Here is a 13,185-nt window from a genome sequence, read left to right as displayed (position 1 = left end):
CGCTGCTCAATGCCTCAGATCGACAACCCCCCTCGTAAACCCTTTGTTACGCGTGGTGCTAATGTAAAGCGCTGTGAACATTGCCGTCTGCCAATCACCGCCTGTATCTGTGAGTACCGATCTGAGGTTGAATCACAGGTTGAGTTTGTGGTGCTGATGCATCGCTACGAAACCTATAAACCCACCAATACCGGTAGGCTAATCGCCGACAGTATCGCTAAAACCCGCGTCATAGAGTGGCAAGGTCGCAAAGAGCCAGGTGACGAGTTAACAGCTTTACTGAACGATCCCTCTTATCAGCCTATCATTGTCTTCCCACCCGCAGAGGACTACCTCGAGCGAATGACAACGCCCGTTGAGGTCCAACAACGTTCGGGTAAGCCACTTTTAATTCTGCTGGATGGTACCTGGCGACAAGCGCGCAGGATCTTCCGCCACTCTGACTACCTACAACATCTACCAGTGATCAGTCTGGATGAAGTGCGCGAGTCGAGTTATGGATTGCGCAAAGCGATTCATGAAGGACAACTCTGCACCGCCGAAGTTGCCATCGCACTGCTTGAACAGTTAGGCGATGAACCTGCCTCGAACCACCTCAATGCCTATTTCAAACGCTTTAATCAGCACTACGTCGCTAGTCGTGGTCGATTAGCCAAGCGTGATCGTGACACAGGCGAACTAGTTTAAGTTCTTTTTTCGCCAAGCTCTTCGATGACCAACATAGATATAATTTATCAAGGCCATAAACATAATAAAATTTATTATGTATTTTTGTTATGTAACTATAACCATATCGACTGAAGATAAGTCGAAATTAAATTAACAATGGAGATAAACCATGGCTTTACGTATTAATGATACTGTCCCAAATCTTGATCTTGTCACTGATCAGGGTGAATTCAAGCTTCATGATTTCATTGGTGATAGCTGGACAATCCTTTTCAGCCATCCGAAAGACTTTACTCCAGTATGTACAACTGAATTTGGCGCAGTTGCTCAACTGGCCGATGAATGGGCGAAGCGCAATACCAAAGTGATCGGTCTATCGGTTGACGGTGTTGATGAGCACAAAGAGTGGAAGTGCGATATCGAGAGCTTTGCCAATGCAAAGGCTAATTTCCCAATCATTGCTGATGAGTCGCTAGAGGTTTCTAAAGCACTCGATATGTTGCCAGCGGAAGCATACCTTCCTGATGGCAGAACAGCAGCTGATTCTGCTAGTGTTCGAGTTGTATTCATTTTTAGCCCAGATAAAAAGCTTCAGCTTTCGATGACATATCCGATGTCTGTTGGTCGCAATTTTGCTGAAGTACTGCGTGCGCTTGACGCACTTCAAGCTTCTTACGGTGTGCCAATTGCGATGCCAGCTAACTGGGTGCCTGGTGAGGACGTAATCGTAGCTCTATCACTTAACGATGAAGAGGCTAAAGAGCGTTTTGGCGATGTAGACATCAAGCTGCCTTACCTACGCACCACTAAGCAGCCCTCTTAAGACCGGTTCTGTAATAAGACCCAGCCATGTGCTGGGTTTTTTATTGCTTGATGCAGTGCACAATGCGATAGTTGGGTGAGTCCCAACTTCTGGAGCCTTGTTGATGAAGCTAGTCATTGCCCCTGATTCGTTCAAAGAGAGCCTAGATGCAGAAGGCGTCGCACGTGCGATTGCCAAAGGCATTGAGTCAACGCTAACGGATGTCGACATTCACTGCGTACCTGTGGCGGACGGTGGCGAGGGAACGACGGAAGCGCTGATTGCAGCAACCTCTGGGAAGCAACACACGGCCGAAGTGACGGGGCCATTAGGGGGCTCCCTCAATGCTATCTGGGGCGTACTGGGTCACCAAGAGGGTGTGCCACTGACAGCGGTGGTCGAAACAGCGGCAGCCTCAGGATTGGATAAGATACTGCCTGAACAGCGTGATGCCCTAACAGCTTCAACCTATGGTACGGGTGAGCTGATCCTTAAAGCCCTGGATCAAGGCGCGCGTCGCATCATTATGGGCTTAGGAGGCAGTGCCACCAATGATGGTGGAACGGGATTGTTAAGGGCTCTGGGTGCTAAGTTTCTTGATGCGGCAGGTCATGAACTTGCCGAAGGGGGTGCGGCACTGGCTGATCTGGATCGTATAGATCTAACCGGATTTGACCCACGTTTAGCCGAGACAGAGTTCTTAGTCGCCTGTGATGTTGATAATCCGCTGTTAGGTGAGCGGGGGGCTTCTGCTATTTTTGGTCCGCAAAAGGGGGCGACACCTGAACAGGTTCAACAGTTGGATGACGCCCTAACTCGATTGGCCGACGTGAGTGCTGACTTGTTGGGTAAGGATTTACGAGATCGTGCCGGCGCTGGCGCAGCGGGTGGCCTTGGCTACGCGTTGGTTCAGTTTTTAGATGCTCGCTTAGCACCAGGTATCGATCTGGTGCTGGAGGCGGTCGATTTCCATAAAACGCTTGAGGGTGCCGATCTGGTGATTACCGGTGAGGGACGCATGGACGGTCAAAGTCTAAGCGGTAAAACCCCGGTTGGCGTTGCACGTTGGGCTAAACAGCACGACCTGCCTGTAATTGCACTCTGTGGCTCTATTGGTGAGGGTGCAGAGGGCGTGCATGACGTGGGGATAGATGCACTTTTCTCAGTGGTTCCAGGTGTTTGTAGCTTGGAAGAGGCGCTTGCTAATGGCGCTGAAAATTTAGAAAGAACTGGCGCCCAAATTGGACGCCTGTTGAGCCTGAAGACTATTCAGCTTTAGCTGCGGCTTGTTGCTCAATCTCTGCACGAACGGTATCCATATCAAGTTCAGCCGCTTTGGTCAGCAGTTCGCGAAGCTGTCCCGCTTGCAGTGCACCGCCTTCGTTGTAGATCAGAATGTTGTCGCGGAAGATCATCAGTGTTGGAATCGAGCGAATGCGGAACTCTGCTGCAATTTGCTGTTCAACCTCAGTATTCACCTTACCAAAGACAACGTCTGGGAACTCTTCAGAGACGGTATCAAAGGTTGGGCCAAAGGCTTTACAAGGACCACACCAAGGCGCCCAGTAATCGACAATCACAAAGTTGTTTTGCGTAATGGTCGATTCAAAATTCTCTTGGTTTAGCTCAATAACCGCCATGTTGCTCTCCTAATGTTTAGTTTATATTAGAAACAGCTTATCAATGATTGATGGCAGTTAATAGGATTAAAGCGGTCTAGGTCTAAAACACTAGCGTACGTGATACATTAATTAAAATTTAGAAGAGTCCTTTATATGAACATAGATCGTTCTCTTTCCGTCGCAGTGACGGGTGCTACAGGCTATGTTGCTGGTTGGATTATTAAGCGCTTATTGGAAGAGGGGTTAACTATACATGCCACGGTGCGTGATCCCGAGGCCACCGATAAACTTAAAGCGTTGAACGCCTTAGCTGATGGAAGCCCGGGTACGCTTAAATTCTTCAAAACCGATCTGCTCTCCAAAGAGGGGTTTGCCGATGCGATCGAGGGGTGTGGTGTTGTATTTCATACCGCATCGCCTTTTACCTCAAATTTTAAAGACCCGCAGCGGGAACTTATTGATCCTGCGTTGATCGGTACCCGCAATGTGCTCGAGACGGCTAAATCCTTCGAAACCGTTAAGCGGGTGGTGGTCACCAGTTCTTGTGCTGCAATCTATACTGATGCGACAGAGTGTGACTCGGTCGAGGGCGGCGTGCTAACGGAAGCAAACTGGAATGAAACCGCATCCATAGACTATCAGCCCTATTCGTATTCAAAAACTCTGGCCGAACGTGAAGCCTGGCGCATCGCTGAGGATGCATCGTTTGACTTGGTGACGATCAATCCCTGTTTAGTGATGGGGCCAGCGATAGGTGGCATTCCAACGTCAGAGAGTTTCTCGATCATCGAACGTGTGGGTTCGGGTGAGTTCAAACAGGGTGCGCCACGTTTAGGTATTGGTTTTGTTGATGTTCGAGAGGTCGCAGAAGCTCATCTACGTGCAGCCTTCACCCCTGAGGCAGTAGGGCGCTTTATTCTTTCTGGACACTGTAGCGACCTACTAACCGCACTACTGACACTGCAAGCGCGATTCGGAAAGGACTACAAACTTCCCAAGAGAGCTGCACCTAAATGGTTGGTTTGGTTGCTTACTCCGTTCATTAAATTGGATCGAAAGTTTATTGCTAACAACGTCAACATCGAATGGCGAGCGGACAACAGTAAGAGTCGGGAGGTATTAGGTATTGAGTATCGTCCACTCTCTGAAACGATGAATGATATGTTCGAGTATTGGGTGGAGCATCGATCGTAAAACACCGATCTTTAGACAACAAAAAAGGAGGCATTCGCCTCCTTTTTATATTGTGTGCAGTGCGTGCTTATTCAGCCGCTTCAGCTTCGCCTTGCTCTGCTTTCTGCTGTTCCATTACTTGCTGAACTTTCTGTGCGTACAAAGCATCGAAGTTCACCTGTGCAAGCATCAGTGCAGGGAAGCTAGCTTTAGTCGCTAGGTTGTCTACTGCTTCACGTGCGTATGGGAATAGAAGCGTTGGGCAGTATGCACCTAGAGTGTGGTGCAGCTGTGCTGGCTCAAAGCCGCTGATCTGGAAGATAGCTGCTTGCTGTACTTCGATCAGAAAGGCTGTTTCATCTTCTGTCTTAACGGTCACAGTCAGTGTTAGGTTCACTTCGTAGTGATCATCGCCCAGTACACGGCTAGCCGAATTAACATCTAGACCAACCTGTGGCTGCCAAGCTTTGTTGAAAATTTCTGGGCCAGCAGGTGTTTCAAGTGATGCGTCTTTTAGGTAGACACGTTTCATACCAAACTGTGGTGCTGGTTGCTGATTCTCTTCAGACATGTTGCTTCCTTACTTTTAATCGTTCTAATTATTCGCCGGCGTTGTTTGCCAGCAGTCCGTCCAGTTCACCATTGCGCTCAAGTGCGAACAGATCGTCGCATCCGCCAACGTGGTGCTCGCCGATAAAGATTTGAGGAACGGTACGTCGACCACTGCGTTCCATCATTTCAGCGCGTTTTGTTGGATCCTGATCTACGCTGATCTCGTTAAATGAAACACCTTTGTGATCAAGTAACATCTTTGCACGAGTGCAAAAACCGCATAGAGCTGAGCTGTAAATTTCTACTGTCATTTTGTTACCACTGGCATGCTTTGGTGGCGCCACTCAGAGATGCCTCCGGTAAGACGCATCGCCTGTGTGAATCCAGCCGATTTCATTTTGCGACACGCGGTGCCCGCTGTCTGACCCATGTTACACACTACAATGATCGGCTTCTCTTTGTACTGATCCAACTCAGTCATGCGGCGATCGAAATCAGCCAGTGGAATGTTGATCGAGTTAGTCAGGTGGCCAGTGCTGAAATCTTTGTGCGCTCGGATATCAAGAACAACAGCATCTTCTTTATTGATTAGGCGCGTTGCTTCAGCCGCCGTCACTGATTTACCGCCTTTCATACGCTCAGTAAAGATCAGCATGGCTAGGGTAAATGCCCAAGCAACAACCATCATGGTGTGATTGCCGATAAATTCGATTACGTTTTCCATTTCAGACCTGTGTATGCAATAAAAATTAATGCGCGAAAGTATACATTGCAGAGCCTCAAGGGATAAGGGGGCTGACTGAAAAATCACCAATGTTTAATGGTTTTAACGGGCCTCAGCGGTTAAAATCTCTATCAATCTAAAGTCTTATAACCGGAATATTCATAACTATGAGTGATATGCGCACCCCAAGAGCGCTTCTTATCCTAGATGGGTACGGAGTCGAAGCCACTGAATCATCAGCTGTAGCCGCTGCTAATACGCCCGTTTGGGATGGTCTATTGGCCAATAATCCAAACTCACGTATTCAAACATCGGGCATGGCCGTGGGCCTTCCAGATGGTCAGATGGGTAACTCTGAAGTAGGGCACATGAATATCGGTGCAGGCCGAACCGTTTATCAAAACCTAACGCGTATTACCAAAGCGATTGCCGATGGTGATTTCTTCGAGAACAGCGTGCTGGTTAACGCGATGGATGCCGCAATTGCAAAGGGTAATGCTGTGCACATTACTGGCTTGTTATCCCCTGGCGGTGTCCACAGCCACGAAGATCATATTGTTGCGTTGGCTAAAATGGCCGTTCAACGCGGTGCGAAGCAGGTTTACCTACACGCTATTTTGGATGGTCGTGATATGCCGCCTCGCTCTGCAGAGCCGTCGATTGCTCTCGCTGAGAAGGCGTTTGCAGATCTGGGCGTAGGCGCCATCGCCACCGTTGTTGGTCGTTACTACGCAATGGATCGTGATAACCGTTGGGATCGTGTGCAGATGGCTTACGATGCCATGACAATGGGTAAAGGTGTTCAAACGGCTGAGTCCGCTCAAGAGGCGCTCTCTGCTGCTTACGCTCGTGATGAGAACGATGAGTTTGTCGCGGCCACTGTGATTACTGACTCATCGGGAGCGCCAGTGGGTACGATCAACGATGGTGATACCCTGATCTGTGCGAATTTCCGCCCGGATCGTGCTCGTGAAATTACGCGTGCCTTTGTTCTGGATGACTCATTCGACGGTTTTGAGCGTGCTAAACGCCCAGCGCTTGCTGACTTTGTCATGCTGACCGAATATGCAGCGGATATCCCGGCCTCTTGTGCCTACCCGCCACAAAAGATCAGTAACGATTTAGGTGAGTACCTCTCGGGTATGGGTAAAACGCAGCTGCGCATCTCTGAAACCGAGAAGTATGCACACGTTACCTTCTTCTTTAACGGTGGTCAGGAAGAGGTCTACCCAGGTGAAGAGCGCATCTTGGTGCCTTCTCCCGATGTGGCCACTTACGACCTGAAGCCTGAGATGAGCTTGCCAGAGGTCAGTGAAAAACTTTGTGAAGCGATTCGCAGTCGCAAATATGATCTGATTGTCTGCAACTTTGCCAATGGCGATATGGTCGGTCATACCGGTAAATTTGATGCAGCGGTTAAAGCCTGTGAAGCGGTCGACGAAGCACTGGCTAAGGTGCTGGCGGCGATGGCAGAAGTGGGCGGCGAGACACTGATCACAGCCGATCACGGTAACGTTGAGTTGATGGTTGATCCAAACTCAGGACAGCCTCATACATCCCACACCAACTGGCCAGTCGCTTTGATCTACGATGGTCCTCGTAAAGCGTCGCTAACCCTAGCGGATGGCGCGCTATGTGATCTGGCACCGACGCTGCTGGATCTAATGGATATTGATAAGCCGTCTGAAATGACCGGCTCTAGCCTGGCGTCACGCTAATCCGTGTTGCGCCACTGGCTCCTTCTAGGTCTCTTCTGTTGCTCCCCAGCATTAGCGGGAACGGCTGAAGAGACTGAGCAGAAAATCAAACAGCTGACTGCACAGATGCAGTCACTGCAAAAAAGTGTCGCTAAAAAACAGGGCGACCAGCAAGCGCTCCAGAAAAAACTTCGTGAAGATGAGCGTAAAATTGCTGAAATTTCCTCTAAAAAGCGCGAAGTGTCCCTATCTATCAATAAACTAACTGGTCGAGCGAATACGCTAACCAGTGATCAGACTCGTCTAAAACAGGCGGTCGAAAAAGAGCGCGCATTGTTAATCTCTTTGCTGCAAGAGCAGTACCGTAAAGGTCGTCAGCCAAGACTGAAAATGATTTTGAGTGGTACAGAGCCACAGACGGTTGATCGCATGCTGCGCTACTACGATCACCTCAGCGATGTTTTAAAAACGCGAGTGACTAGCTACCAAAGGCTATTAAGTGACTTTGATCAGAATCGCGCAGACCTCAGTGCGACAGAGTCGCAACTAGTGTCTGAAAAGCAGGCGCTAGTTGAGCAGGAAAATCGCTTAAAACAAGCCTACCAGCAGCGCTTAAAAACCTTGGATGAAATCAAGCGAGACATTGGCAGCGAGAAAAATCAGTTGGTCAAACTTGAGCAAGATCGCAAACAGCTTGAGTCTCTCCTCGTTGAGATAGAGCAGTCGCTGAAAGATAACTTCGTCGATATCGATACGCCGCAGATTGCCAAACGCAAAGGGAAGTTAGATTGGCCGGTGTCGGGTAAGTTGGCTCTTAAATATGGCAGTAAAAAGAGCACGCTATCGACCGATGGTATCTTCATCAGTTCCGATCCAGGTAAGGCTGTTAGAGTGATCCATCCAGGTCGTGTTGTCTTTTCTGAATGGTTAAGAGGCTATGGGCTTTTGATCATAGTGGACCATGGGGATGACTACCTCAGCCTCTATGGTCACAATCAGAGTCTGTTGCGTAACACAGGTGATTGGGTGCAAGCGGGCGAGACCATATCACTCACCGGTAGCAGTGGTGGCTATGATCAGACTGGCCTCTACTTCTCATTACGTCATAATGGTAAGAGTTTTAACCCGGTTCCCTGGCTAAATAAAAAGAGATAATTCGAATCAGTGATAGGTGGTTTTATGTTGTTCCGTTCCGTTAGCTTTCTGCTCCTTTCAAGCCTCTTATCATTGAACGTCTTTGCCTACCCGATAGAACAGACCAGTGAAGAGTCCTCCGAGAATCAGTTGCCACTCGATGAGCTGCGCCGTTTTGCGGAGGTATTTAGCAGTATCAAAAAGAGTTACGTCGAACCGGTTACTGATCAGCAGTTATTAGAAGATGCCATTGCCGGCATGGTACGTGGCTTAGATCCGCACTCGGACTACTTGATTAAAGAGGCGTTCGATAACCTGCAAGAACACACGAACGGCGAGTTCGGTGGATTGGGCATCGAAGTCGGTATGAAGGATGGCTTTGTACATGTCATTACGCCGCTGGACGATACCCCTGCTCAAGAGGCCGGTATCAAAGCGGGTGACCTCATCACTAAATTGGGTGATACGCCGGTTCAAGGTATGTCTCTCAGTGACGCAGTGAAATTGATGCGCGGCAAAATTGGTGAGTCGATTCGCATCACCATCATGCGTGAAGGCGTCGATGCCCCCTTTGAAGTTGAGTTGGTTCGTGCAGCAATCAAGATTCGAAGCGTCAGAAGTCGCCTGTTAGAGCCTGGCTTTGGGTATGTGCGAATCAGTGAGTTTCAAGCTAATACAGGTCAGGATCTGTTAGATGCTCTGGCTAAGCTGCAAAAAGATGAGGCGCTTAAAGGGCTTGTCTTGGATCTGCGAAATAACCCTGGTGGCGTGCTTCAGGCGGCTGTTGCGGTGTCGGATGCATTCTTGGATGAAGGTCTGATTGTCTATACAGAGGGCCGCATTGCTCGATCTGAGTTGGAGTTTAATGCCACAGATGATGTGGCGATCGGTAATGTACCGTTAATCGTGCTGATTAATGGTGGGTCCGCATCGGCGTCAGAGATCGTCGCAGGGGCTCTGCAGGATCAAAAACGTGCCGTAATTATGGGAACCCAGAGTTTTGGTAAAGGCTCGGTACAAACGGTTGTTCCGCTGTCAGAAGATCGTGCTGTTAAAATTACGACGGCACGCTACTTTACACCCAATGGACGATCCATTCAGGCGCAGGGTATCAGTCCTGATGTGGTGGTCGAAGACCTACAGCTGGATCGCAAAGCCCCTAATCTAGATCAGGTACGCGAAGTGGATTTGGCAGGTCACCTTGAGAACGAGTCAGAAGAGACAGTTCAATCCTCAGTGCAGTCCGATTTAGCCGGTGATGACTTCCAGCTCTATCAAGCGCTGACTATGCTCAAAGCGTTGAACATCCTTAATCGATGATTGATCAGTGATGAAGGTTCGAAATTTAGGTTGTTCAGGAGGCTTGGCAGAGGGGCTGTTCACCACCAGCTTTCTATTGGATGAGCGCACACTCTTAGATGGGGGCACTGGGGTTGGTCTCCTTAGCTTAGCGCAGATGAACCAAATCGAAACGGTGCTGCTGACCCATGCCCACATGGATCACATAGCGGGCGTCGCCATGATGCTCGCTTCTCTTTCTGAGCATCGTCACAAGCCAATTATCTTAGCGGCACCTAAAGAGGTGTTAGAGGCGGTTAAGGCGCACATATTGAACTGGGTGATCTGGCCAGACTTTTCAAAAATACCCAACGAGCAGACCCCGGTTCTTGAATATCTTGAGCTAGAGCCCTTACAAAGATTGGAGTTAAACGGCTATCAGGTGATGCCGATTCCTCTGTCGCATACGGTGCCGAGTTTTGCCTACCGGATCAGCAAAGGAGAGGGTGCTTTCTGCTTTTTTGGTGATACCGGACCGACCGAGTTGGTGTGGCAAACCCTGAACCAGCAGCCGGTCTCAGATATCTTCATAGAACTCTCCTACCGAAATGACTCTGCCGAACTGGCTGGAATCAGTAAGCACTATACATCGGTTACTTTGGCTGAGGATTTGGCCAGATTAGACGAGGCCAGCAAGGTGCACATCATGCATCTAAAACCGGGGGCGGAAGATCAAATCATTGCAGAGTTTTCTGACCAGTCTAAATCACTGCCTCATAGCTTCGATCTCTGCCAGGAGATCGAAACCTTCAATATTTAACGCGTTGCATCGACCTTGCCGGTGCCACTGATTGGCCAACCGGCCACCGCTTGTGCAATCAGCAGCAAGACAAGCGTGAGCATCGGCAGTGTCCAAGCTTGTTGCCAGTCGTAAAGAGCGCCGATCAGACTCGGTGCGATGCTTGCGAGCAGATAACCGACCCCTTGGACCATGGCTGACAGAGCGGTTGCTTGGCGCATATCATGCGACTTCATCGCGATCAGAGCCAACGCAAGTGAGAGCGAAGCCCCACCATAGGTACCTAAACAAGCGACCCACAAGTAGCGACCTTCAATGGGCGCTAGCCATATTCCAAAAACGCCCACCAAGCCGATTAAGGTGATGATCGCGACAATGCTGCGTTGCGTTGGCAACTTAGCCGCTATCATCGGGGTTAGGAGTGCCGCCGGTATACCGATCATGGTGAAGATGGCGGTCATCAGCCCTGCTTCTGCATCACTTAACCCTGCATCCATAAAGATGCGTGGAAGCCAAGTCGCTAATACATAGAACTGAATAGACTGCAGTCCCATGAAAGAGGCCAAAGACCAAGCTCGTGGTAAACGCCAAACGCTGCTGCTGACACTGTTCGGTGCAGCCGGTTTAAACTTAACCCGCAACATCGGCAGCCAGACCAATAGAGCAATGATCGGCAAGATGGCCCAAACGATCATAGGCACATGCCAATCATTAAAGGCATCTCGCATCGGGATCGCGGAGTAGAAGCTAAACGCGGCCCCTGTGGTTAGCACCAGTGTATAGACACCGGTCAGTGAGCTCGCGTTCTCTGGGAAGAGTCCCTTAACCAGTGATGGAATCAGTACATTCAAAATGGCGATGCCGGCTCCTAGTGCTAGTGTGCCAGAGACCATCATCCCATAGTCGCCAAAGAGGCGCGCCGCTGCTCCTATGCCAAGAGTCAGCAGAGCAAGTGCCACGACTTTCATCGGTGCTAAACGGTTAGCAACCCAGGGCACGACCAGAGAGAATGAGGCAAAACAGAGCAGTGGCAGTGTCATCAAGAAGCCGAACGCAGCTGCTGAAATCCCCAGGTCCGACCGAATATCCTCGACCAGCGGGCCGATAACGACTAGGCCGCCGCGAAGGTTGGCTGCGGCCAGCATCAAGGCAAAGATCGCCGCAAAAAAACTGAGGCGATCTTTGAAGTAGTTATTACCCATCAGTTCGATGGGCTTCTGAACAGACCGATTGACATGCGGGACCACTGTTCTGGCCAGAACTCCGTGGGGCGTTTCTTGAAGTCCGTTCTAACGTACTGGCGAATGCGACCTTCAGCCGTTGCCAAAATCAAGTTGGCGGTAGAGCCGGCTGGCAGCTGGGTACGAATACCCTCTTTCAATTCGGCTTCGCGTAAGGTCTGCTTGATTTGCGTCTCGATACGCTCGAACAGTTGATTAATTTGACCGCGCAGACGCTCATTTTCGCCCGAAAGAGCATCACCACCAAGCAGTCGGCACATCCCTGGATTGCGCTCTGAAAAGGCGAGTAGCAGGGTAATGATCTGCTCAACCTGACGAACAGCGCTGACATCGGATTGTGTGATGGTCTTAATGCGTGTGAATAGGGCCTGTTCGATAAATTCGATTAGCCCTTCAAACATGCGCGCTTTACTTGGGAAGTGGCGGTAGAGTGCCGCTTCTGATACCCCAACATCTTTTGCAAGGGCCGCCGTGGTAATACGTTGTCCTGGATTGACCTCCAGCATCTGGGCGAGTGCTTGGAGAATTTGGTCGCGTCGTGAAATTTTGGTCTCGCTCATGCTTCCACCTTCAACGATTTGTTAGAGATCAGGGTGCCGACACCTTCGTCAGTGAAGATCTCTAACATGCAGGAGTGTTCTACACGGCCGTCGATAATATGTGCTGAAGTTACGCCCGACTTTACCGCGCTCAATGCACAGTCGATTTTAGGCAACATACCGCCGTAGATAGTACCGTCGGCAATTAGAGCATCGACCTGTTGGGTTGAGAGGCCCGTTAACACTTCGCCCTCTTTGTCCATCAAACCCGCAATGTTGGTCAGTAGGATCAGTTTCTCTGCCTGAAGAACCTCTGCAATTTTACCCGCGACTAGGTCCGCATTGATGTTGTATGAGGCACCGTCAGCACCTACGCCGATCGGGGCGATGACTGGAATGATGTCCGAATCTACTAGCATCTCTAGAACGCTGACGTTAACACGCTCAACTTCACCGACGTGGCCGATATCGATGATCTCGGGTGCTTCCATCTCAGGCGTCTTGTGTTTCACTTTCAGCTTACGTGCACGAAGCAGGTCGCCATCTTTACCGGTCAGGCCGATCGCTTTACCGCCTGCGGAGTTGATGAGGCCGACAATCTCTTTGTTGACCATGCCGCCGAGAACCATCTCAACCACATCCATGGTTGCCGTATCGGTGACACGCATGCCATTAATGAAGTGAGATTCGATCTTCAATTTGTCGAGTAGGTCACCAATCTGCGGGCCACCACCGTGCACAACAATGGGATTTAGGCCAATCAGTTTCAGCATAACGATGTCGCGTGCAAAGCTGGCTTTTAGCTTCTCATCAGTCATGGCATTACCACCGTATTTAACGACGATGGTTTTACCGACGAAGCGTTGAATATAGGGAAGCGCTTCAGAAAGGACGGTGGCGGTCGAGATCGCTTGTTGGCGTGTTAATGGCATGGTGAAAAAACCTCTAAATCAAA

The 13,185-nt window shown here is 49.9% G+C and carries 15 protein-coding genes; 8 read left to right on the top strand and 7 right to left on the bottom strand.

All coding sequences use genetic code 11. The features are described 5' to 3' along the window. Nucleotides 1-9 precede the first annotated feature (9 nt). The 3 genes from XMD530_RS06605 to XMD530_RS06595 all read left to right on the top strand — a co-directional run bounded on the left by XMD530_RS06605 (nucleotide 10) and on the right by XMD530_RS06595 (nucleotide 2,750). The gene (locus XMD530_RS06605) at nucleotides 10-687 is read left to right on the top strand and encodes a tRNA-uridine aminocarboxypropyltransferase (RefSeq protein WP_173481857.1); all 678 of its coding nucleotides are present in this window, start codon (nucleotides 10-12) and stop codon (nucleotides 685-687) included. A 151-nt stretch (nucleotides 688-838) separates the two neighbouring features. Beyond that, nucleotides 839-1,492: a peroxiredoxin gene (locus XMD530_RS06600; protein ID WP_173481858.1), complete on the top strand. Its 654-nt coding sequence runs from the start codon at nucleotides 839-841 to the stop codon at nucleotides 1,490-1,492. Between the two features lie 103 nt (nucleotides 1,493-1,595). Then, nucleotides 1,596-2,750: a glycerate kinase gene (locus XMD530_RS06595; RefSeq protein ID WP_173481859.1), complete on the top strand. Its 1,155-nt coding sequence runs from the start codon at nucleotides 1,596-1,598 to the stop codon at nucleotides 2,748-2,750. Here the strand turns inward: XMD530_RS06595 and trxA are convergent. Continuing rightward, nucleotides 2,737-3,111, bottom strand: coding sequence for a thioredoxin (trxA, locus tag XMD530_RS06590; protein WP_173481860.1), 375 nt, complete (start codon nucleotides 3,109-3,111; stop codon nucleotides 2,737-2,739). The two genes, XMD530_RS06595 and trxA, sit on opposite strands and share 14 nt — an antisense overlap. Nucleotides 3,112-3,246: 135 nt before the next feature. Here trxA and XMD530_RS06585 point away from each other — a divergent pair, with 135 nt between their 5' ends. After that, nucleotides 3,247-4,287: an NAD-dependent epimerase/dehydratase family protein gene (locus tag XMD530_RS06585; RefSeq protein ID WP_173506909.1), complete on the top strand. Its 1,041-nt coding sequence runs from the start codon at nucleotides 3,247-3,249 to the stop codon at nucleotides 4,285-4,287. 67 nt (nucleotides 4,288-4,354) lie between these two features. Here XMD530_RS06585 and secB read toward each other — a convergent pair whose 3' ends face one another. The 3 genes from secB to XMD530_RS06570 are packed head-to-tail and all read right to left on the bottom strand — an operon-like array spanning nucleotide 4,355 to nucleotide 5,542. Next, a complete protein-coding gene (gene secB, locus XMD530_RS06580) occupies nucleotides 4,355-4,837 on the bottom strand; it encodes a protein-export chaperone SecB (RefSeq protein WP_173481862.1) in 483 nt (160 codons plus the stop codon). Between the two features lie 28 nt (nucleotides 4,838-4,865). Continuing rightward, complete coding sequence (grxC, locus tag XMD530_RS06575; protein WP_173481863.1) at nucleotides 4,866-5,129, bottom strand: glutaredoxin 3; 264 nt, start codon at nucleotides 5,127-5,129, stop codon at nucleotides 4,866-4,868. Continuing rightward, the gene (locus XMD530_RS06570) at nucleotides 5,126-5,542 is read right to left on the bottom strand and encodes a rhodanese-like domain-containing protein (RefSeq protein WP_173481864.1); all 417 of its coding nucleotides are present in this window, start codon (nucleotides 5,540-5,542) and stop codon (nucleotides 5,126-5,128) included. The genes grxC and XMD530_RS06570 overlap by 4 nt, the downstream gene beginning before the upstream one ends. A gap of 167 nt (nucleotides 5,543-5,709) precedes the next feature. Here XMD530_RS06570 and gpmI point away from each other — a divergent pair, with 167 nt between their 5' ends. From gpmI to XMD530_RS06550, 4 genes are read left to right on the top strand one after another with little or no spacing between them, the layout of a single operon-like run. Then, the gene (gene gpmI, locus XMD530_RS06565) at nucleotides 5,710-7,260 is read left to right on the top strand and encodes a 2,3-bisphosphoglycerate-independent phosphoglycerate mutase (RefSeq protein ID WP_173506908.1); all 1,551 of its coding nucleotides are present in this window, start codon (nucleotides 5,710-5,712) and stop codon (nucleotides 7,258-7,260) included. 6 nt (nucleotides 7,261-7,266) lie between these two features. After that, a complete protein-coding gene (locus tag XMD530_RS06560) occupies nucleotides 7,267-8,394 on the top strand; it encodes a murein hydrolase activator EnvC (protein ID WP_173488766.1) in 1,128 nt (375 codons plus the stop codon). Between the two features lie 24 nt (nucleotides 8,395-8,418). Continuing rightward, nucleotides 8,419-9,693 carry a S41 family peptidase gene (locus XMD530_RS06555; RefSeq protein ID WP_173484173.1) on the top strand — a complete coding sequence of 425 codons (1,275 nt, stop codon included), beginning with the start codon at nucleotides 8,419-8,421 and terminating at the stop codon, nucleotides 9,691-9,693. A 10-nt stretch (nucleotides 9,694-9,703) separates the two neighbouring features. Beyond that, the gene (locus XMD530_RS06550; RefSeq protein WP_173506907.1) at nucleotides 9,704-10,471 is read left to right on the top strand and encodes a 3',5'-cyclic-nucleotide phosphodiesterase; all 768 of its coding nucleotides are present in this window, start codon (nucleotides 9,704-9,706) and stop codon (nucleotides 10,469-10,471) included. Here XMD530_RS06550 and XMD530_RS06545 read toward each other — a convergent pair. Genes XMD530_RS06545 through argB form a run of 3 tightly spaced genes read right to left on the bottom strand, consistent with a single transcriptional unit; the run spans nucleotide 10,468 to nucleotide 13,162 of the window. Next, entirely contained in the window at nucleotides 10,468-11,652 is a 1,185-nt protein-coding gene (locus tag XMD530_RS06545) for an MFS transporter (protein ID WP_173484171.1), read from the bottom strand. The genes XMD530_RS06550 and XMD530_RS06545 overlap by 4 nt on opposite strands. Further along, on the bottom strand, nucleotides 11,652-12,251 hold the full coding sequence (gene slmA, locus XMD530_RS06540) for a nucleoid occlusion factor SlmA (protein ID WP_173495357.1): 600 nt from the start codon (nucleotides 12,249-12,251) through the stop codon (nucleotides 11,652-11,654). The genes XMD530_RS06545 and slmA overlap by 1 nt, the downstream gene beginning before the upstream one ends. After that, the gene (argB, locus tag XMD530_RS06535) at nucleotides 12,248-13,162 is read right to left on the bottom strand and encodes an acetylglutamate kinase (protein WP_173481871.1); all 915 of its coding nucleotides are present in this window, start codon (nucleotides 13,160-13,162) and stop codon (nucleotides 12,248-12,250) included. Before argB ends, slmA begins: the two co-directional genes overlap by 4 nt. Between the last annotated feature and the right edge of the window lie 23 nt (nucleotides 13,163-13,185).

It is taken from the genome of Marinobacterium sp. xm-d-530, assembly GCF_013283365.1.
Classification (GTDB): domain Bacteria; phylum Pseudomonadota; class Gammaproteobacteria; order Pseudomonadales; family Balneatricaceae; genus Marinobacterium_E.
The sequence above is the reverse complement of the archived record's forward strand: the minus strand, read 5'-3'. Positions and strand labels throughout refer to the sequence as shown.